Below are 19,946 nucleotides of genomic sequence, written 5' to 3' on the forward strand. Positions count from 1 at the left end.
AGTCGTCGGAATATGTGTCGCCGTCTTGCCCCGCGCCTTGGTTCCGTTGTGGCAGCTTGAGCAGGGGCCGATCACGTCATTGTGGTTGACCGTCTTGGCGGGACTCCACGCGGTCGACGTGTGGCAATCTTGACAGTTGGTGTTGGTCGAAATGTGAGCGGTCGATTTGCCGGTGGCCGACGTGCCGTTGTGGCAGGACGCGCATGTGTCGGTGACGCTGGCGTGATTGAACGTCGCTGGTGTCCACCCAGTAGTCGCGTGGCAGGTGCTGCATTCCGCGGTCGTGGGGATATGCGTGGCCGTCTTGCCCTTGGCCTTGGTGCCGTTGTGACAGCTGGAGCACGATGCGGTGATCGATGCATGATTGAACGTGGCTGGGGTCCAGCTGGTCGTCTTGTGGCAGTCTTCGCAGGCATTTCCAGTCGGCAAGTGGGTTGCGGGTTTGCCGCTCGCCTTGGTGCCGTTGTGGCATGATGCACAATTGGTCGTGATCCCGGCGTGATCAAAGCGGGCACCAGAAAAGCTCGAGGTCGAATGGCAGGCGCTACATTCCTGCGTTGTCGCAATGTGACTTGCCGCCTTGCCGACGGCGTCAGTGCCATTGTGGCAGGATGAACATTTCGCCGCAGTCGTTGAGTGGTCGAACCGGACAACCTGCCATTGCTTGGTTGTATGGCAGGTTTCGCAGGCAGCCTGAGTTGCGATGTGGCGCGATGGCTTGCCTTCGGCGCGGATGGCATTGTGGCAATCCGAGCAGGCCTTTGGCGTACCCTTGAACACGGCATCGACATGGCAGGATGAGCACCGCACTGATGCGTGGGCACCGGTCAGCGGGAAGCCGGTGCGGAAATGGTCGAATTTCTGTATATTGGCATCGCGTGCTTCCACGACCGACATTGCCATCAGCAACGACGCCGCGAAGAATAGGAACGCAAGGATGCGTTTCGCGATCACCGACCCATCCACTTCTCGCCGTTTTCGACGAGCCCGTGCCCAGACGATCCGGACAATCCGGAAAGCACGGCATCATTGCCTATGCCCAAGCGTTCCTATGCGTTGTGCGAATAAAAAGGGTATAAGTGGACAATCCGACTAACGTCCCAGAAAGTCATTTCGTCGGCTATCCCGCCCAGATGCAAGGTTAATGTCAGGTTTCTGTCAGCAGAAAGCCGGGCCTCTCCAAGTCAATTTAAGGTTTGCGCTGTGCGCCCATGATGATCTGGTTGAAGCTGGAAGTGACATGGCACCGCTCGCAATCCTCGCCAAAGCCGCCGCGGTGCGGGTCGGTTCGGCGATGGCAGTCGATGCACTTGGTGCTGACCTTTGCAGGATCGCCGGGCCTGCTGTGACATGCCGAGCAGACCAGCCCCTGGTGCTTCCCGGTCAGGGCAAACCGCGTGGCTCGATCATGATCGAAGGACCACGATTTCCAGTCGGTTGAATTGTGGCAACTGCGGCACTTGGCCGGCGTGCCAAGCGTGCCGGCGTGGTGCTTGTCGGTGTGGCAATCCTGGCAGGCGGTGCCCTTTGCGGCAAAGCTGCGATCTACGTGGCAGGAGGCGCATTGCAAGGCCGAATGCTTGCCGAGCAGCGGGAACTTCGTCAGGTCGTGATCGAAGCGGATATTGGCCTTCCATCCCGTGCTGGCGTGACAGCGCGCGCAGTCCTGTCCGAGCCGCTTGGCATGGACGTCGTCTTTCGCATGACAGGTGCCGCACTGCGCGGAAATCTGGGCTTTTGGGGCGCCCTGCATATGGCAATCCTCGCACTTCGCCTTGGCGTGGGCGCCGGCCAAGGGAAAATCGGTCATCGTGTTGTGATTGAAATTCGATGACTTCCACGTTGTGACGGTGTGGCAGCGCGCGCAATCCATGCCGTTGGCGCCTTTGTGGCTGTCGTCCTTGGCGTGACAGCCAAAACAGGTGACCGGCGGTTTCGCCACTTTGGGCGGCTGCACATGACAGGCGGCACAAGCCGCTGTGCGGTGCGGGCCGCGCAGGGCAAAGCCGGTCATCTTTTCGTGGTCGAAACTGGTCTGCTTCCACCCCCGCGGATTATGGCACGACGCGCAGTCCGTGCCGTTCTTGCCCTTGTGCGTATCATCACGCGCGTGGCACCCGATGCAGGTGCGGCCGGGATGCTTGTTCGCGTTTCCGGGACCGTGGCAACCAGCGCAAGCGGCCTGGGCGTGGCCCCCTATCAGCGAAAAACCGGTACTCGAATGATCAAAGGTTGCTGATTTCCATGTCGTGGAAGTGTGACAGCTCGCACAATTGGTACCGCGCGATCCGCGATGGGCATCATCCCGCGCATGGCAGGATACGCAGGTGCGCCCGATGCCCTTGAAGCGCCCGCCCGTGTGGCAGGCCGCACAGGTCGCGCTGCGATGCGCACCGACCAGGGTGAAGCCAGTTCGGGCATGATCGAAGCCGGTCGCCGGCTTCCATCCGGCCGTCGTGTGGCAACTGGCGCAATTCCGGCCGAACTGGCCGCGATGGGGATCTTTCGCGCCGTGGCATGATGCGCAATCGTGCGGCGCACCGCGATAGTGCGGAGCTTGGCGATGGCAGCTGGTGCAAGCTAGCCGGGCATGTTTCCCGGTCAGGGGAAAATCACTGAGACCGTGATTGAATGTTGCCGCGTTCAAATTGGCGAGGCGTACGTTCCTGCCCTTGTGCTCGCTGTGGCAGGACTTGCAGGTACCGCCTCGCGCCGGGCCGAACCGGCCATGGAAATGGGTGCCCGAGGCGATGTCGCCGGCAATGCCCTTGTGACAGCTCGCGCATTTGCCGTTCTGGGCTTCCTTCTTGAATGAGGAATGGCAGGCGGCGCAATTGCTTTCCAGCTTGGCGTGGGCATTGCTTAGTGGGCCGGGAGTGACCAGCCGCTCCATGATCGACTGGCCAAGCACCGGTGTTGCCACCAGCAGGGCCAGCAACCAGAGCAGGCTGCGCCACGCCTTCATCAGTACATGTGCACCGCTACGATGTGCAGGACGGCCGCCGCAACCAGCAGGATGAACAGCGGCAGGTGGAGCAGGTGCCAGAGACGAAGCAGCCGGTCGTAGAAGGCGAATTCGGCAGCGCGGCGGACAGCTTCGAAATAGTCGCCAAGCAAGCTGCGCAGCCGCTCGGTGCGGAGATCGGCTCCCCGCGGCAGATCGGCGAGCAAGCTGCGGTGCACACGGCGGGTCTCATATCCCAGCCCCGCGACCGCTGCGGCGCTTGACCAGAAATTGCTGCCTGCCCGCACCGCGCGATCCTCAAACGGCTGGATGCGTTCCAGAAGCCCGCCTGTTTCGGCGCCGCTCGCCTGCATGGCGGCAAGCTTTTCATCCATCTCTTGCTTGAGCGCGCGCACTTCCAGTTTGCGGTCGGAATAGCCACGATGAACGCGCGAATAGAAGAAGCGGCCGATGAGGCCGCTGCTGGCCACCACGATCATCGCACCTAACGCAAAGGCGCTGTTGAGTGCACCCCAGGTAAAGCGGGAATGGTACAGGATCGCCAGCGGCCCCATCAGCCCCATGAACATATGCAGCCGGAACCAGAACCCCACCGAGCCCGCTGCACGGGGCGCCGAACGTGTGCGTTTGCGAATGGGATAGGCAAGCAGGGCGATCATCAGTGAGCCACCAATGATGCCCAGAGCATAGCCGACACCTTGCTCCGGATTGATCCAGCTTTCCTTGCGGTGCAGCCAGCCGAACACGATCGCCGCCACCACAGCGCAGAGGACGCCGACCGAAACGAATCGTTCGACCAGTCCCGCGGTTAACCGTGGCTGTTGACGGCTTGCTGCAATTTTCTCTGCTCTTGAAGCCATGACCCGTGGTTATTTTGAAATGAATGACAGCCTGGAATTGGCAGAAAGTGCTTAGCGATTGGTTGCCTCAAAATTCCCATGGCCGTCTTTCAACTCATCTCTCGTGACGGGCAACATGCCGAGGATTCCTGCTTTTGACAGGTTGGTGTCAGGATCGTGCTGTGCGCGTGCTCTGTGACGATGACATTTGAACCTCGGCGAAGGCCATGAGGAGTAATGATGGTGATAGTGCAATTCCTGCTTACCGGGCTGGCTGGCCTGGCGCTGGGCATCGTTGCGATGCGACTTTGGCAGGCACGGGCGCCGGTCCCCGGTTCCACACAAACGGAATCTGCAGGGGCCGGAACTGATGCAGTCGCGTTAGCAGGATCAGAAAGTTCGAGCCGCAGAACGCGCCACCTCTTGCTCGGCGCGGCCGGGCTCGCAGGGGTGGCAGCCGTCGTCATGGCTGTTCGCGCCCCCGATGCGTCTCAGGCAACGACGGCTCCTGCCTTGGGTGCTGTTCCAGGCGCATCCGGCAAACAACTTGATGATGTCGATACGATGATCGGCAAGCTGGAAGATCGACTGAAGCGCGAGCCGAAAGACGGCGAAGGCTTCCGTATGCTGGGCTGGTCCTACATGATGACCAATCGTCCGGAAAAGGCGCTTGAGCCCTACAAGCGAGCCCTGGAACTGCTGCCTAACTCAGCCCTGGTCCATTCCGGCTATGGCGAAGCCCTTGCCGGGATAGCCAAGGGTACGGTGACGCCGGAAGCGCGCGCCGAATTCGAAAAGGCACTGGCCATCGACCCGGCCGAGCCGCGCGCCAAGTATTTCCTTGCCCTTTGGCAGGCGCAGAATGGCCAGCCTAAGGAAGCCTTGGAAAAGTGGATCGCACTCGCCAACAGCGGCCCCGCCGATGCACCCTGGCAAACGGACTTGCGCGCCAAGATCACCGAGGTGTCCGGCAAGCTTGGCGTGGATGTTACGGCACGTCTCAAAAACGTTGCTCCCATTGGAGATGCCAAGGTCTCGGGCAGCGCACCGCAGCTCGATCCCGGTACGGTCCAGGCCGCAAGCGCGCTTCCCGATGCACAGCGCAGCGCGATGGTCGACAGCATGGTTTCCGGTCTTGCGGAAAAGCTGAAGGCCAATCCCGCCGATGCCGACCGCTGGGTCTTGCTGCTGCGGTCTCGCATGGTGCTGAAGCAAGCGGATATGGCGCGCGCCGACCTCGTCACCGCCCGCCGCGCATTGGCCAAGGACGCCAGCGGCCTCAGCAAGGTCAACGTTGCGGCGAAAGATCTTGGAGTGCCCGGCGCCTGATCATGCCTGATAACCTCCTGCTCATTTATTTACTGCCCCTGCTGCTTATCTGGATGGTCTGGATCGCATATGGCAAGCTGCGATCACGTCGCAGCCGGGCGATTCTGGATGACAATATCCAGGCGGGACTGATGGAGCCGAACACGCTTCACCCGGTGATCGATCCAGCGCTGTGCCTGGGCTGTGCCGCATGTGCGCGGGCCTGCCCGGAAAAGACGATCATCGGCATCATCGATGGCAAGGCGGCGCTGATCGAGCCTAGCATGTGTGTTGGCCACGGAGCCTGCGCCACGGCCTGTCCGACGAACGCGATCTCGCTGGTGTTCGGAAGCGAGACACGCGGCGTCGATATACCCCTCCTCTCGCCTCAGTTCGAAACCAGCGTGCCGGGCATCTTTATTGCCGGCGAACTCGGGGGCATGGGCCTTATCAAGAACGCGATTGAACAGGGGCGCCAGGCCATCGTCCACGCGGCGCAGCGGGCCAGGTCAATCGAGAGCGAGCCGGACGCGCTTGATGTGGTCATCGTTGGCTGTGGTCCTGCCGGGATTGCGGCAAGCCTTGGTGCGATCGAACAGAAGCTCAAGTTCGTCACTATCGACCAATCGACACTGGGCGGAACCGTGGCGCATTTTCCGCGCGGCAAGCTGGTGATGACAGCGCCGGCTACCTTGCCGCTCGTTGGCAAGGTGCGGTTTGGCGAGGTAAGTAAGGAAAAGCTGCTGGCCTTCTGGCAGCAGGTGCTGGCCGATACCGGACTGGCGCCGCAGTTCGAGCAACAGGTGCAGGCCGTTCAGGCCCGCGACGGCCTGTTCGACGTTGTGACATCGCGCGGGACCTACCGCACGCGGACTGTGCTACTCGCCATTGGCCGCCGCGGCACGCCCAGAACGCTCGATGTTCCGGGCGAGGAGCTCGGCAAGGTCGTCTATCGCCTGATCGATCCTGAACAGTACGCCGGCCGCAAAGTGCTGGTCGTCGGTGGCGGAGACAGCGCGCTTGAGGCCGCTATGCGTATCGCTGAGCAGTCAGGCACGCAGGTCACCTTGTCCTACCGCAGCGAAGCCTATTCGCGTGCCCGTTCGCGCAACCGCGAAGGAATGGCTCGGGCTTTGGCTGAAGGCCGTGTCACCGAACTCCTCGGCAGCAAGGTTGAGAAGATCGAGGGCGATGCTGTGACGCTGCAGCATCGCGGCGAGAGGCTCAGGATTGCCAACGACGACGTCATAATCTGCGCTGGCGGGATCCTGCCAACGCAATTCCTTCACGACATGGGAATCCGCGTCGAAACGAAATTCGGGGTCGTTTGAACATGAAAAACCAGTCCGGCATTTCGATTGCGCAGGATCAGGGAAGCCGCGCGACAGCCGTCTCAGAAGGGGGGCGTCCAGCGTGCAACTGTTGGTAATTGATCGATCAAACGCGAGGGGGGGCCTGCTGGCCAGCCGTTTAAGCAATGTCGGCTTTCGGCCAAACGTCGTGCGCTCCCTTGCCGAGGCGCTGCAGGCGAGCAATCGTGACGGCGCAACTGCAGTACTGGTGGATCAGGGGCGACAGATGGAGTCGTGCGTGGACCTGATCCGGCCCTTGCGCGAAGGCGGTATTGTGCAGCCTCTGGTCATCCTTTCGGAACGAGACGATTGGCGCGAGAAAGTGGACTGCCTGGATGCCGGAGCCGATGACTTCCTCGTCAAGCCGATCCGCTCCGAAGAAGTCGCGGCACGCCTGCGGGCCGTCGTCCGCCGCGGTGCCGGAATCTCCAGCAACCGGCTTTTGCAATACGGCATTGACCTGGACCTCAAGCAACGCTGCGCGTGGAAATCGGGAGAGTGCCTGAACCTGTCGCGCAGCGAATTCCGCCTGCTCCGTCTGTTTTTCCTTTCGCCTGGCCAACCCGTAACCCGCAACACGATCCGAAATGCGCTTTGGCGCGAACAAGATTCGATTACTGAGAACGCGATCGAAGTGCTTGTCACACGCTTGCGCAAGAAACTTGGGTCAAGCAGCATCAGGTCCATCAGGGGCCAAGGGTACACCATGACCGCACCAGAGAATGGTTCAACAGATCACTTTGAGTTACCATGCCGTTAGACGGCTCTGTCTAAGCGGCGTTGACAGAGCAAATGCACGGCCGCATTGGCCGAGTGGCAGAGCGTGATGGGCTAACACGGGGCCTTCAAAGTCTAATCTGCGCGAAACGGAGACGAGTTGCGATTAGACTGACAGCACCGCCAGGTTTTCAAAGAAATAGTGTAAATACAATATTTTATTGAAACTATGGGTTGTGTGCCCCACTTTTCACCCCACTCTTGAATCCGGTAATTTGAACGAATCTCGTGGCAGTGCTGGTCCGACATATTTAATGAACACGTCTGCTGTCGGCGGAGCGGAACGATGCCTCGTGCGGGGCGGGCTCCGTGGGCTGCGAGGTGCGGGTTTCGTCATGGAGGATGACCTGGCCCGATCCGTCGAGGATAAAGGCGATGGTCTTGGGGATGCCGTCGTTGACGCTTGCGCCTGTAGCGAGCCTTAGGGAATAGTTCGAGAGCGTGGTGGTGTAGAGGCTGTTCCGGTTATCGGCGGTGTCGCGGTCATAGCTGATCGACCGCTGCACGGCGCCGTCGTGCCAAGCGTAGGCGATGGTGATCGAGGTGCCAGAATGGTGCTGTCAGGCCAGGTGCTTTCGCATCTTGTGGTCCCGTCGCTAGATGAAGGGTGCGGTCGCGGCGCGCCTGATCTACCGACCAGGCATGACCGCTGAAGAGGAACTGGCTCCGGTCCTGTCGCTGCTGCGGCGGGAGCATGATGTCCTGCCATTCCTCGGGCAGCAGCTGGGCGCGGCGAGGGCCGCGTTCCGCCTGCTGCCAGACGAGACGTTTGGCCAGCTGGCGACCTCGCCCGATTTCCGGCCGCCCGAGCTGGGCGGGCCACCGATCTGGCTGCAGCTCGAGGCTGAGGGCGGCGCGTCGGGGGTACTGATCGTGGTCAGGCCGCGCGCTGACGGCGAGCTGTGGGCGATCACGCCGGGGGCCCGGGCGGGCGGGGATTCGAACCTCATTTGAAATAAGACCAAGCCGGCGCCTCGGACGGTGCCTATCCGGCCTGTCCAAGTGAGCATTCGGCTTTTCAGGTGCAGTAGATTTTTCTCACGCGCAATTTCTGCCCCGTGACCCCAGCTACCCGATAAGCTCGACATTAAATTTGGTTTGGCCAACCAGATCCAGCGCAATGTCGACGATCATGTCTTCCTGCCCGCCAACCATCTTGCGGCGGCCCACTTCGGCAAGGATCGTGCGGGTATCGATGCCGTAGTCGGCGCTGGCTTTCTCGGCGTGGCGCAGAAAGCTTGAATAGACCCCGGCGTAGCCCAGAGTCAGCGTCTCGCGGTCCACTCGCACGGGGCGGTCCTGCAAGGGGCGGACCAGTTCTTCGGCAGCGTCCATCAGCGCGAACAGGTCGCAGCCGTGGTTCCAGCCCATGCGATCGGCAGCAGCGATGAACACTTCGAGCGGAGCATTGCCTGCGCCTGCGCCCATGCCGGCAAGGCTGGCATCGACCCGGATCGCGCCGTTCTGCACGGCGACAATCGAATTGGCGACGCCGAGTGACAGGTTGTGGTGCGCGTGCACACCGCGCTGGGTTTCAGGCTTCAGCACGCGGTCATAGGCTGCAACCCGCGCGGCATATTCGTCCATGTTCATCGCGCCGCCGCTGTCGGTGACATAGACGCAGTGCGCGCCGTAGCTTTCCATCAGCAGCGCCTGCCCTGCCAGGGCTTCGGGGCTGGTCATGTGGCTCATCATCAGGAAGCCGGATACATCCATGCCCAGATTACGGGCAGCTTCGATGTGCTGCTTGCTGACATCAGCCTCGGTGCAATGGGTGGCGACGCGGACCGAGCGGACACCCATTTCATAGGCGTGCTTCAGGTCGTGGACAGTGCCGATGCCCGGGAGCAGCAATGTGGTCAGCACCGAATGTTCGAGCACTTCGGCCACCGCGCCGATCCAGTCCCAATCGGTATGGGCGCCAAAACCATAGTTGAAGCTTGAGCCTTGCAAGCCATCGCCGTGCGCGACTTCGATGGCATCAACCTTGGCCCGGTCAAGCGCGCGGGCAATCGCTTGCACGTGGTCGAGCCCATATTGGTGGCGGATGGCATGCATGCCGTCGCGCAGGGTGACGTCCTGGATGTAGAGCTTGGTGCTGGCCGGATCGAAGGTCATGCGGCGGCCCTTTCGTGCATGCGCTGTACGATTTTCTCAGCCGTCTTGAGCGCGGCCGAGGTCATGATGTCGAGATTCCCGGCATAGGCGGGCAAGTAGTGCGCCGCACCTTCCACCTCGAGGAAGACTGTCACCTTAAGGCCGGTAAAGCTGCCATCCATCTCGGGGATGCGCAGCGGCTGGTTAGAGCCGATGTGCTCGAACTGTACCGCCTGCTTCATCCGGTAACCCGGGACATAGGACTGCACGTCGGCGACCATGGCCTCCACGCTGGCGCGGATCGCCTCCTGATCGGCATCTTCGCACAGGCAATAGACCGTATCGCGCATGATCAGCGGCGGTTCGGCCGGGTTGAGCACAATGATCGCCTTGCCGCGGCTGGCGCCGCCGACGTCCATGATCGCCTGACTGGTGGTCTCGGTGAACTCGTCGATATTGGCGCGGGTACCGGGACCGGCGCTCTTGCTGGCGATCGAGGCGACGATCTCGCCGTAATGGACCTTGGCCACCCGGTTGACGGCGGCGACGATGGGAATCGTCGCCTGCCCGCCGCAGGTGACCATGTTGACGTTCCTGGCATCGAGGCAGGCATCGCCGTTGACCGGTGGGATCACGTAAGGTCCGATGGCCGCCGGGGTGAGGTCGATCATGCGCTTGCCCGCGGCGAGCACCAGTTCGCTGTTGCGCTTGTGCGCGCCGGCGCTGGTGGCATCGAAGACAAGCTCGATATCTGCAAATTCAGGCATGGCGAGCAGTCCGTCGATGCCCTCATGCGTGGTGGCAACGCCCATGCGCCGGGCGCGCTCAAGTCCGTCAGACGCCGGATCGATGCCGACCATCACGCCCATTTCCAGCACGCTGGAAAGGCGCATGATCTTGATCATCAGGTCGGTGCCGATATTGCCCGAACCGATGATCGCCACTTTGGTCTTGGTCATGACGTTCATGCCTTCGCGTATGTGAATGTGCAGGTGCCGATCCCGCCGATCCTGGCTTCGACCCGGTCGTCCGGTTTCAATGCGACCATCGGGCCGAGCGCCCCGGCCAGCAGGATGTCGCCCGCCTTGAGCGGCTCGCCGCGCGCCGCCAGCGTGCTTGCCAGCCAGGCCGCGGCGTTGAGCGGGTTGCCGAGCGCCGCAGCGCCGATGCCGGTCGAGACGACCTCACCATTGATCGTCATCTCCATCGGCGCACCTTCAAGGTCGAGCCCGGCCAGCGGCAGGCCCTGATCGGCGAGCGCGAAGAAGGCCGAGGAGCCATTGTCCGCCACGGTATCAGCGAAGGTGATCTTCCAGTCGGCTATGCGGCTGTCGACGATTTCGATGGCCGCATGAACCGTAGCGACGGCAGCCGCGACCTGGTCAGGGGTGGTTTCAGGCGATGGCAGGTCGGCGCCCAGCACGAAGGCGATTTCGGCCTCAGCCTTGGGTTGCAGGCACTTGCCCGGGTCGAGCATGCCGCCATCGGCCACGCGCATGTCTTCGAACAGCACACCGAAATCGGGCTGATCGACGCCAAGCTGCGTCTGCACGGCCTTTGCCGTCAGCCCGGCTTTGCGCCCGACGATCCGGCGGCCTTGCGCCTCCCAGAACCGCGTGTTGATTTCCTGCACGGCATAAGCGCCGTCGGCATCGGTCGGTTCAAGCCCATCGCGCAGCGGCAGCACCGCGCCAGCGGTATAGGCGTCACGCAAGCGCAGGGCGATATCGTCATGAGGTGTGGGCATCGGGGGTCTCTCCTGCACGTGTGCTTGTGAGGCGAATCTAAAGCGACGGCGCGGTTGTGCCTAGGGGGCCAATCGGCTAGCTTCTCACCATATGAGAAACGGCGTTCCAACCATTGCTTCGTTCGGCCGCGTACTCGCTATGCTTGAGGCGGTGATTGCCGATGGCGGGCAATCCAGTGTTACCGCAATTGCCCGCTCGATCGCCATGCCTGTTGCCACTGCACATCGACAGGTGGCCACACTGGTTGCCGAAGGGTACCTCGTGGTCGGGCCGCGCGGGCAGTATCTGGCCGGGCCCAGATTGTTCGGGCTACTTCAGCGGCTGGATGAAAAGCAGATCATCGTCAGTTGTGCGGCGCCACTGCTGCACCAGCTTGCCGCGGACCTTGGCACCGTGGTGCAACTGGGCACTTTCGACAATGAAATGGTCACCTACCGGGTCAAGACCGGGGAAGGGGCAAGCGAGCTGTTCACCCGCGTGGGTATGCAGCTTGAGGCCTATTGCTCGGGCATCGGCAAGGTGCTGCTGGCGCACCTGCCCGAGACGCAGCTCCGTGCCTATCTCGATACCGGACCATTTCCTGCCCTTACCGATCGCACGATTACCGATCCTGAAGCGCTCGTTGCAGAGCTTCGGCTCGTCGCGCAGCAAGGGTTTGCCGTGGACGATGGAGAAATTGCCGAGGGTCTGTACTGTCTGGCCGCGCCGGTATCGGCACCCGATGGCCGGGTGCTGGCTGCAATTTCCGTTTCGCAGATGGCGGACGGGATGCGGAGTTCGGACGAGGTCTTGCCAGTTCTTCTCCAGACTGCCCGCACGATTGAGATGGCAGCATTCGGCGCGAGCAAACTTCCTGAATAACCAGGGCAACCCGTCGGTTTTGCCTCAAAGCTGGATTCGGGGCCGCTCGCGGGACGTTCGCAATCCGCTCAATTCGCGCGGATGCAGCTTGTCCAGACTACGGACAAATCGCCGAAATGGGGGTCTGCTGGCCGGTTGCACCGTTGACGGCCCCCAGTGCCGAATTTATGCATAATTGAGTTTCTAGATTTCTCATTCAACGAAACGGCGTGCTGTCTGCAGCGAATTTCACGTGGGAAATTTGATGCAAATACGGGCGCAAAAATAAGCGATCGGTTCAAGAATGAACCGCATTGAAAAAACGTATTTATATTGGGGAGGATGCTGATGAAGCTCAATCTGAAGAGTCTTGCTCGAATTGGAGCGAGCGGCGGCGCCATGATGCTAGTCCTGGCGAACTCCGCCGCACTTGCGCAGCAAAGCGAGCCGCAGGACGATGTGGCGGCCAATGCCGGGATCGCCGAAATCATAGTGACTGCCCAGCGTTCCGAGACGAAGCTTCAGGACACGCCGCTGTCCATCGTCGCGGTCGGCGGGGCAGAGCTCCAGCGCCAGGGCACTGACAGCTTGAGCGGCTTCGACACTTTCATTCCTAACGTGACCATCGGCGGAACGGCCGCCCAGGGTAACGCCATCATCAACGTCGCGATCCGGGGCATCGGCGGCGCGCCCCAGGGCTTTATTACGCAGGAAGGCGCAGTCGGCATCTATGTCGACGACATCCTGTTTGCGCGCCCGAACGGAGCGTTGCTGGACCTGCTGGATGTCGAGCGGGTCGAAGTGCTGCGCGGGCCGCAGGGCACGCTGTTCGGACGCAACACGGCGGGCGGCGCAATCCGCTATGTCACCAAACAGCCGGCGGACAAGCTGGAAGGCTCGATCAAGGTTACTGCCGGTGAGCGCGACCGCTTCGACGTTCAGGGCATGCTCAATGTCCCGCTGAGCGAAACCCTCGCGGCGCGCGTCTCCTTCGCCAAGAAGAGCCGCGACGGCTATGTCCACCGCATCATCGACAACACCTATGTTGGTGGCGGCGATTCGACGACCTTGCGCGGGCAGCTACGCTGGCAGCCGACCAGCCGGCTTGACATCGGCCTGTCGGCCGATCTCATCCGCACCAGTGACAATGGTCAGCCGTCGACTTCGACAAACTTCTCGCCGACCGACCTCTACCCGGCTGCGCTCTACGCCGTCGCCATTCCCGGAGATCCTGCGCCCAGCCCGACCGCGTACAATTCGCTGCGCGCCGTCGCACCGCTTTCGGTCTCTCCTTCCGGCTATACCAACGCCGCGTCGGACTTCGCGTTCTACTACGGCCAGACGCGCGGAAACTACGAGATCTACGGCGGCCTCCTGCCCGACGTGAACAAGTTCAAGAGCTATGGCCTGACGGGCACGATTGCCTATGAGCTGACCGACAACCTGACGGTGAAGTCGCTTACCGGCTATCGCGACATTTCGCAGATCCAGAACCAGGACTGGGATCGTACCCCTATCCCCTTGGTGCAGCTGAACGACACGACCGAGATCGAATACCTGACTCAGGAATTGCAGCTGAACGGTTCGTTCTTTGACAACCGATTCAAGTGGGTTGCGGGCGCGTTCTATTACTGGGACGATTCCACCAACACGCGCCGCAGGTTCGATCCTTCCGCCGGTGCGAACAGCGCTTTCATGGGCGACGTCGGCAAGGGTTCATTCGAATCCAAGCATATCGTCACCAAGAGCCTTGCTCTGTTCACGCAGGGCACTTTCAGCCTGACCGACGCGCTGAGCGTGACCGCCGGCGTGCGCTGGGGCGAAGATCGCAAGACATTCACCTCGTTCCGCGAAGGGCGCGGTCAGGTCTGCCTTTCCGGCGGGGCGCCGGTAGCAGCCGTGGGCACCCCGGCGAGCTGCCCGGCAGGTTCGGTTTCCACCCCCAGTGCCCAGACCGTGTCGGGCAAGTGGTCGAGCGTTTCGCCGCGCTTCAGCATCGATTATCGCTGGTCGCCGGAGGTCATGACCTACATCTCGGCGGCCAAGGGCTACAAGGGCGGCGGCTTCAACGACGGCATCCAGACCCGGTGCTACCGTTCACCTCTGCCGAATTGCGGCCTAAACGAATATCTGCCCGAGAACCTGTGGACCTATGAGGCCGGCATCCGCACCGATCTGTTCGATCGCCGCGTGCGCCTGAACATCACGGCGTTCCTGACCAAGTACAAGGATCAGCAGATCCAGCTGGCCGACCCGGGGCCGCCGCCGCTGGTCTACACGGTAAATGGCGATTCCACGGTCAAGGGTTTCGAGGCCGAATTTCTTGCCAGGCCCACCCAGAATCTCGTCCTCAAGGCGAGCGTCGGCTACGTTGATGCGTCCTATGACAAGGACATCCGCGGTGCCAGCGGCGCGGTCGCCGTAACCTCGGCGGTGCCGTTCTATCGCAGCCCCAAGTGGTCGTACACGCTTGGTGCCAGCTATACGGTGCCCATGGGCGAAAGCGGCGATGTCGCCTTCGACTTCAACTATGGCTGGAAGGACAAGCAGTTGAGCTATCCCAGCCCGACCAATTTCGTCACCCTGCCGTCCTACGGTCTGCTCAACGGGCGCATTTCCTTCGAGGCAGCGGCGGGCTGGTCGGTCGCGGTCTTCGGCAACAATCTGACCAACAAGTACTACCTGACCGGCGGTTTCGATCCGAGCGGCCCTTCGAACAAGCCTACGCCGGGTCTGACCGGTGTGGCTCACGACCGGGTGTTCGGTTTCACCATGCTGGATATCGGTCGCCCGCGTGAATTGGGCGTGGAGCTGGCCTACAAGTTCTGATCTCTCAGGGCTGACAGGCAAGAAATCGGGGGCGGGCTTTTCGCGAAGCCACGCCCCCTTTTCCTTGCAGTGATGGAGTGCGCGATGCTGGATCGCCGGTTGTTCATAGCGGGAAGTCTGTCCGCAGGGTTGGCCGCGCCCACGCCTGCTTGGGCAGAGGCTGGAGCGGCGGCAGAGCCGGATGCCATTCAGCCGCTGGCCGCGCATCTGTTGCAGACGCGCTTCGAGGACCTGCCGGCTTCGGCGCTGGCAACGACGAGGGCCCAGCTTCACGATGCCGTGGGCGTGGCGCTGGCTGGCCACAATGAGGACGGAGCGCACCAGTTGCGCGAGCTGGGAACCGTGGTCGGCGGCAAGGGTGAGAGTGTGGTCTGGGGCAGCGCGCTGCGCCTGCCCAGCCATGATGCAGCCCGGATCAACGCGGTGATGACCCACGCGCTCGAATACGACGACACCTTCGGTCCGGGCTATTTGCACCCCAGCGCTATTATCTTTCCGGCGGCGCTGGCAGTGGCAGATATGGTGGGCAGCGTCAGCGGGCGCGAACTGCTGACGGCAGTAACGCTGGTAAATGACATAGCCTGCCGCTTGTCGATTGCCGGACAGCCAGGTGTGGATGGCTTTGCCATTGGTTGGCACAATACCACGCTCGTTGGTTACCTGTCGTCCGCACTGGTTGCAGGGCGGCTCATGCGACTGGACCGGGAGAAGCTCGTCCATGCCGCCGGGATTGCCGCGCATCAAGCCGCCGGCAATGCGCAATCCCATATCGATAGCGCGCTGACCAAGCGAATGGGGCCGGGATTTGCCTCTGCTGCCGGAGTTATGGCCGCACGCTTGGCGGCGCGCGGGATAACGGGGCCGCGCGGAGTCCTGGAAGGCAAGAGGGGCTGGTTCGCTCAATATCACAAGGGCATCTTTTCTCGTGACTTGCTGCTGGGGAGACTTGGTCGCGCCTATCCCGGCGTGGCGATGTCATTCAAGCCGTGGCCCTCATGCCGGGGATCGCACACCTCGGCCGATGCCGCCCTGCAGATCGCGGCAGCGCTTGGAGGACGAGGCTCGGCCATCCAGCGGATTGTCATACGAAATGGCCCTGCCGAATGGAGCTTCCTGAGTGCGCCGCTTGAGCGCAAACGGCGACCGGCGACCACCGTAGAGGCGCAGTTCAGCATTCCGTGGGTGGTCGCGGTGGCACTGACCGACGGGAAACTGGGCTTTGCCCACTTCGAACCCGAGGCGCTAGACCGGGCCGACTTGGCCGCCATGGCGGCGCGTATCGAGACGGTGGAAGATGCTGCTCTCGCCAATCCCGCCGGCGGACCGGGGCAGGCGATTGTCGAAGTGACCCTGGCGGATGGCCGCGTGCTCAAGCGTCATGTTGTCGCAGCCAAGGGTGATCCGGACGTGCCGATGAGCGCCGCCGAAGTGACCGCCAAATTTGCCGACTGCTTGGACTATGCCGGACTTGCTCCGAGGCGCCAGGCGCATTTGCGCGAACTGCTGGGCGGAGTCGACGGCCTGACGGACGTAGCCCGTTTGACCGCTGCGATGGCCTGAGCTGCTGCCGGTTCAGGCGGCCGGAAAATCGGCCCAGGGCAGCGGCTTTTTCCATGGCACTTTTGTGCGGTCCCAAGTGGAAATGCTGAACCGGCGAAAGCGCCATTCGCCGTCCTGCTTCACGCCCTCGCAGGTAAAATAGCCAAGACTCCGCACGCCGCGTAATGCCTTGGCAGAATTGCCGTTGAAGTGTGTGGCATAGGCATAGACGATGCATCCCCGCCCGGCGGGTTCGAAGCGGAACTGACCCGCCTCGTGCATCCAGGTATCGTCGCCCTCACGCTCGCGCATCGCGATCAGTGTGCGGAACCAGCCGAGGATGGCGGGTTTGCCGCGGTAAACCGTGCCCTTGCCGACAACGAGTGCATCATCGGTGAAGAGGGTCAGGAATTCTACCTCGTCAGTGCAGTCATAGGCCCAGACATAGCGGGTGAAGAGGTCAGTTATTGCCGCGCGGTCTTCTGACTTTATCGAGGCGTTGCGACTGCGGGGCGCGGCGCTGGCCGGGGCGAGCGCAGCAGCTGCGGCTGTCCCTAACCCGGCCAGTGCCAAAGCGCGGCGGCTGATCTTTCCCGGCCCGGTCACGCACCACGCTCCGCAGCGGGGCGGGCAAAGCGCTGAAGGGCGAGCATGGCGACGAAGGACAGGACAGGCGGCAACCAGTCGCGTGGAGGCAGGCGGCGGTCGGCCGATCCCAGGAACCACGATGCCGCCAAGACCACGGCCATCAGCGCTGCGAAGATCAGCCAGATCGATAGCTGACCCGCCGGCTGCTCGGCAGCAGGTGAGGGGCTGTCGGGCGCTTGCCATAGCCAACGTGGTGCATTGCGCGCGCTCAGCATGGAGCGATAGTACGCTCCATATCCCATCAGAACCGCAACATTGATCGCCAGCTCCTGCACGCCGGTATAATAGTGGCGCGGCGCAATGGCGCCTTCGACGAAGATGTTGAGGTAGGCGATCATCACGGTAATCGGGAACTCCATCACCGCGACCAGCGGGGTGAAGCGGTCAGCCAGTGCGAGCAGCCCGAGGGTGAACTCGAGGTATTTGACCAGCGGGTAGAGACCGATTGTGTCCAGCTCGACCATGAAGCGCCCGACCGGAGAGGCTGGATTGAAGAACGCGGACGGCACCCAGCCGAAGAAGATGTAAGCGCCGCCCGAATATATCAGGTGAATGGCGAAGAGAATCCTGACGAAAGTGACGAATTGCCACTGGAGCGTTCTTGGCTGCACGGTGCCTCCCAACCTGGCTTTTGATTTGCGCGCCAAGCTGAACAAGTAATGTGCTCCGGCATACCACAATGGACGCTCCGTCCGTTTTGCGGACAGGTCCGGCCCGCCGGCCTGTCCGAGAATCGGGCACAATCGGCGATGTCCATTTATTGATGCTCGGCATTGGTGTTACGCCCTGAAACCACAAGGACCGCGTGGTGGACGATGCATTTCGCAAACGTCACCAGTGCCGGAGGAGGGGATATGATCACCGCGAGCCGTCGCAGCCTGAAGCTGCTGTCGATCGGGATCGGGCTGCTGTTCACCGCCGCGGTCTATTACACCATGCACTATAATCCGCGCTGGGACTGGTCGGCCCCGGGGGTGGGCAAGCTGCCCCGCGATATCGTCGCGCAGTTCATGGATCAGGCCTACGTCAAGGGGCAGGGCGGCACCGCGCAGCAGAGCTACTTCGCCAAGGACGCAGGCGATAACGCGCCCGCCGCAGAGGACCGCCGCGACGGCGCGCCAGTTCCTCACGAGGTACGCGAAGTGATCGCGCAGGGCATGACGGTAACGGTGATCCACCGCATCGGCCCAGCCCGTGGAAGTCCGGAAATAGACGTGATCGATGTGTTCAAGATCAAGGACGGACGGATCGCCCGGCGTGATCGCTATCCGACCAGGTTCGCGCAGTGATGGCAGGAGAAGCCGCCGTGGGAAACGATAGCAACAGCGCCGCTGCGAGCGCGAGGGCCGGCGCTGACCGGGTGGAAATAGCGCTGGATGCGGCCACGCTGTGGCGCGGGGTGGTCACCCTGCTCCGCCTGTTCCTGGGGGCGTGGATGCTCAACAGCGGCTATAGCTATTGGGCGCAGGAATTTGGATGGCCACCAGCCTTCCCCCAACCTTTCGGCACATTGCCCGCATCGAACCAGATGCTGGTGACAATGGTCGAGATCGGGCTGTTCGATTTTGTGAAGACGGTGGAAGTGATCGGCGGCGTGTGCCTGATCTTCGGCGTGTTCGTACCGGCGGCGACCTTGCTGCTACTGCCGGTATCAGCGATCGTTTTTTACAACGCGGTATTCCTGAACCTGCGCACCGACCGCTTGTTCAGCCCGACCTACATGGGCGTTTCGTGTCTTTATATCAACGTGATCGTAGCTCTGGCTTACATCCGGTACTACCTGCCGATGCTGTCGCTGCGCTCTACGCCGGGTGGCTTGCGAGATCTGGCGCGCTTGCCGGAAATGTTCCGCCAGCAGGACAACAATCACCACCGCTGACTGATGGCGCGAGTCGCTGGCTCAGGATTTATGGGGAGAATGGGCGTGGCCCAGAACAAGACGCTATATTTGATCATAACGTGGATCCGCCTGTTCTTCGGCGCCCACCTGCTGTTTTCGGGCGGGCGCTATATCCTGACTGGATACGTTCCCGAAATTCCCGGCATCGGCGGTGAATGGGCGGCGGCAAACGCGGCGATCGGGCTCTATCAGGCAGTCAAATACATAGAATTCGTGTTCGGCATCATGCTGCTGACAAACCGCTTCGTACTGTTGGCGCTAATTCTCGAAATGCCGGCCACGGTGAACATCTTCTGGCTGAACACCTTCATCGTCGGCATGCCGCGCCAGATGTTCACCGGCCCGCAGGAACTGTTCCTCAACGGCGTGCTGCTGCTGGCCTACAGCGGTTACCTCGGCGCGGCGCTCAAGCCCCGGCTGGAGCCGCTGTGGCTGTGGAATTCCCGGCGCGCCTACAAGGACAATTATGCGGAACAGATCCGCAGCGAGGGAGGCCTGTGATGCGCAAAACCGAAATGACGGCGATCATCGCCTGCGTCGTCCTCAGCCTGACCGTGTTCATCGGTTCGACCGGGCTGGGCTATGCCGTGTACCGTCCGCTTAGGTACTACGACATCTTCTCGCTCGTTATCGCCTGGAGCGGGCTGGCGTTCCACCTGTGGCGCGGGCGGCGGGCCGACCGAGGGGAAGAGGCATGAGCAGACCGATCGCTTTCGCCGCGGTCAGCGCCGCACTTCTGCTGGCGGGCTGCAAAGGGGGCGAGCAGCCGCCTGAAAACCGCTGCGCGATGTACTGGGACTATTATTACAACGCCGGGCTGGGCAAGTCCGCGTCCGAACGGCAGAGCGCGGCCGGCGTGGAATTTGGCGACATTCGCGCCATCGTGAAGGCCGATCCTTCGTCCATGACCAAGGTTTGCCAAAAGATCCTGAACGATGCCTTCCCCGGCGACCCGGCCCTGCAGGGCGTGACCGGTCCGATCCCGGAGGCCACCAAGTAATCGTCCAAAGCCGACACCCTGATCCGCCGTCAAAACGCGGAAGTCCGCTTCCCGGACAGCCCTTCTGAAAAATCCGCCCGGGCGTCATTTTTCATTCTCTAGAA

At 62.0% G+C, this 19,946-nt stretch carries 20 protein-coding genes and 1 pseudogene; 12 read left to right on the forward strand and 9 right to left on the reverse strand.

Going from position 1 to position 19,946, the window contains the following annotated elements; all coding sequences use genetic code 11:
- The 3 genes and pseudogenes from WG900_RS19140 to WG900_RS19150 all read right to left on the reverse strand — a co-directional run.
- Nucleotides 1–903 (reverse strand): annotated as a pseudogene (locus WG900_RS19140) (cytochrome C); the annotation flags it as partial.
- Nucleotides 904–1,189: 286 nt separating this feature from the next.
- Nucleotides 1,190–2,965, reverse strand: a complete 1,776-nt coding sequence (locus WG900_RS19145; RefSeq protein WP_339969820.1) for a cytochrome C — start codon at nt 2,963–2,965, stop codon at nt 1,190–1,192.
- Nucleotides 2,965–3,825 carry a hypothetical protein gene (locus tag WG900_RS19150; protein WP_339969822.1) on the reverse strand — a complete coding sequence of 287 codons (861 nt, stop codon included), beginning with the start codon at nt 3,823–3,825 and terminating at the stop codon, nt 2,965–2,967. Before WG900_RS19150 ends, WG900_RS19145 begins: the two co-directional genes overlap by 1 nt.
- 429 nt (nt 3,826–4,254) lie before the next feature.
- Between WG900_RS19150 and WG900_RS19155 the strand changes: the two genes are divergently transcribed.
- The 3 genes from WG900_RS19155 (at nt 4,255) to WG900_RS19165 (ending at nt 7,224) form a co-directional block, all read left to right on the forward strand.
- Complete coding sequence (locus WG900_RS19155) at nt 4,255–5,133, forward strand: tetratricopeptide repeat protein (protein WP_339969824.1); 879 nt, start codon at nt 4,255–4,257, stop codon at nt 5,131–5,133.
- A gap of 2 nt (nt 5,134–5,135) precedes the next feature.
- A complete protein-coding gene (locus WG900_RS19160; protein WP_339969826.1) occupies nt 5,136–6,443 on the forward strand; it encodes an NAD(P)-binding domain-containing protein in 1,308 nt (435 codons plus the stop codon).
- Between the two features lie 82 nt (nt 6,444–6,525).
- A complete protein-coding gene (locus tag WG900_RS19165; protein ID WP_339969828.1) occupies nt 6,526–7,224 on the forward strand; it encodes a response regulator transcription factor in 699 nt (232 codons plus the stop codon).
- 268 nt (nt 7,225–7,492) lie between these two features.
- Here the strand turns inward: WG900_RS19165 and WG900_RS19170 are convergent, their stop codons facing one another.
- Nucleotides 7,493–7,747: a hypothetical protein gene (locus WG900_RS19170; protein ID WP_339969830.1), complete on the reverse strand. Its 255-nt coding sequence runs from the start codon at nt 7,745–7,747 to the stop codon at nt 7,493–7,495.
- A 94-nt stretch (nt 7,748–7,841) separates the two neighbouring features.
- On the opposite strand from WG900_RS19170, the gene WG900_RS19175 reads away from it, so the two are divergent.
- A complete protein-coding gene (locus tag WG900_RS19175) occupies nt 7,842–8,195 on the forward strand; it encodes a hypothetical protein (RefSeq protein WP_339969832.1) in 354 nt (117 codons plus the stop codon).
- A 114-nt stretch (nt 8,196–8,309) separates the two neighbouring features.
- On the opposite strand, the gene dmpG is transcribed toward WG900_RS19175, so the two are convergent.
- Genes dmpG through WG900_RS19190 form a run of 3 tightly spaced genes read right to left on the reverse strand, consistent with a single transcriptional unit; the run spans nt 8,310 to nt 11,085 of the window.
- Nucleotides 8,310–9,359 (reverse strand): 4-hydroxy-2-oxovalerate aldolase, encoded by a 1,050-nt coding sequence (dmpG, locus tag WG900_RS19180; RefSeq protein ID WP_339969834.1) that lies wholly within the window; start codon nt 9,357–9,359, stop codon nt 8,310–8,312.
- Entirely contained in the window at nt 9,356–10,297 is a 942-nt protein-coding gene (locus tag WG900_RS19185) for an acetaldehyde dehydrogenase (acetylating) (protein ID WP_339969836.1), read from the reverse strand. The genes dmpG and WG900_RS19185 overlap by 4 nt, the downstream gene beginning before the upstream one ends.
- Nucleotides 10,298–10,302: 5 nt before the next feature.
- Nucleotides 10,303–11,085: a 2-keto-4-pentenoate hydratase gene (locus WG900_RS19190; RefSeq protein ID WP_339969838.1), complete on the reverse strand. Its 783-nt coding sequence runs from the start codon at nt 11,083–11,085 to the stop codon at nt 10,303–10,305.
- A gap of 91 nt (nt 11,086–11,176) precedes the next feature.
- Here WG900_RS19190 and WG900_RS19195 point away from each other — a divergent pair, with 91 nt between their 5' ends.
- The 3 genes from WG900_RS19195 (at nt 11,177) to WG900_RS19205 (ending at nt 16,315) form a co-directional block, all read left to right on the forward strand.
- On the forward strand, nt 11,177–11,947 hold the full coding sequence (locus WG900_RS19195) for an IclR family transcriptional regulator (protein ID WP_339969840.1): 771 nt from the start codon (nt 11,177–11,179) through the stop codon (nt 11,945–11,947).
- A 327-nt stretch (nt 11,948–12,274) separates the two neighbouring features.
- Entirely contained in the window at nt 12,275–14,755 is a 2,481-nt protein-coding gene (locus tag WG900_RS19200; protein ID WP_339969842.1) for a TonB-dependent receptor, read from the forward strand.
- 84 nt (nt 14,756–14,839) lie between these two features.
- Complete coding sequence (locus tag WG900_RS19205) at nt 14,840–16,315, forward strand: MmgE/PrpD family protein (RefSeq protein WP_339969844.1); 1,476 nt, start codon at nt 14,840–14,842, stop codon at nt 16,313–16,315.
- Nucleotides 16,316–16,327: 12 nt separating this feature from the next.
- On the opposite strand, the gene WG900_RS19210 is transcribed toward WG900_RS19205, so the two are convergent.
- Both WG900_RS19210 and WG900_RS19215 read right to left on the reverse strand, forming a co-directional pair.
- The gene (locus WG900_RS19210) at nt 16,328–16,900 is read right to left on the reverse strand and encodes a nuclear transport factor 2 family protein (protein WP_339969846.1); all 573 of its coding nucleotides are present in this window, start codon (nt 16,898–16,900) and stop codon (nt 16,328–16,330) included.
- Entirely contained in the window at nt 16,897–17,553 is a 657-nt protein-coding gene (locus WG900_RS19215; RefSeq protein ID WP_339969848.1) for a hypothetical protein, read from the reverse strand. Before WG900_RS19215 ends, WG900_RS19210 begins: the two co-directional genes overlap by 4 nt.
- Nucleotides 17,554–17,796: 243 nt before the next feature.
- Here WG900_RS19215 and WG900_RS19220 point away from each other — a divergent pair, with 243 nt between their 5' ends.
- The 5 genes from WG900_RS19220 to WG900_RS19240 are packed head-to-tail and all read left to right on the forward strand — an operon-like array spanning nt 17,797 to nt 19,842.
- A complete protein-coding gene (locus WG900_RS19220; RefSeq protein ID WP_339969850.1) occupies nt 17,797–18,231 on the forward strand; it encodes a hypothetical protein in 435 nt (144 codons plus the stop codon).
- A 17-nt stretch (nt 18,232–18,248) separates the two neighbouring features.
- Nucleotides 18,249–18,821, forward strand: coding sequence for a hypothetical protein (locus WG900_RS19225; protein ID WP_339969852.1), 573 nt, complete (start codon nt 18,249–18,251; stop codon nt 18,819–18,821).
- Nucleotides 18,822–18,866: 45 nt separating this feature from the next.
- Nucleotides 18,867–19,343, forward strand: a complete 477-nt coding sequence (locus WG900_RS19230; protein WP_339969854.1) for a hypothetical protein — start codon at nt 18,867–18,869, stop codon at nt 19,341–19,343.
- Nucleotides 19,343–19,540 (forward strand): hypothetical protein, encoded by a 198-nt coding sequence (locus WG900_RS19235; protein ID WP_339969856.1) that lies wholly within the window; start codon nt 19,343–19,345, stop codon nt 19,538–19,540. Before WG900_RS19230 ends, WG900_RS19235 begins: the two co-directional genes overlap by 1 nt.
- The gene (locus tag WG900_RS19240; RefSeq protein WP_339969858.1) at nt 19,537–19,842 is read left to right on the forward strand and encodes a hypothetical protein; all 306 of its coding nucleotides are present in this window, start codon (nt 19,537–19,539) and stop codon (nt 19,840–19,842) included. Before WG900_RS19235 ends, WG900_RS19240 begins: the two co-directional genes overlap by 4 nt.
- The last annotated feature ends 104 nt before the right edge of the window (nt 19,843–19,946 follow it).

It is taken from the genome of Novosphingobium aquae (genome assembly GCF_037572715.1).
Lineage (GTDB): Bacteria > Pseudomonadota > Alphaproteobacteria > Sphingomonadales > Sphingomonadaceae > Novosphingobium > Novosphingobium aquae.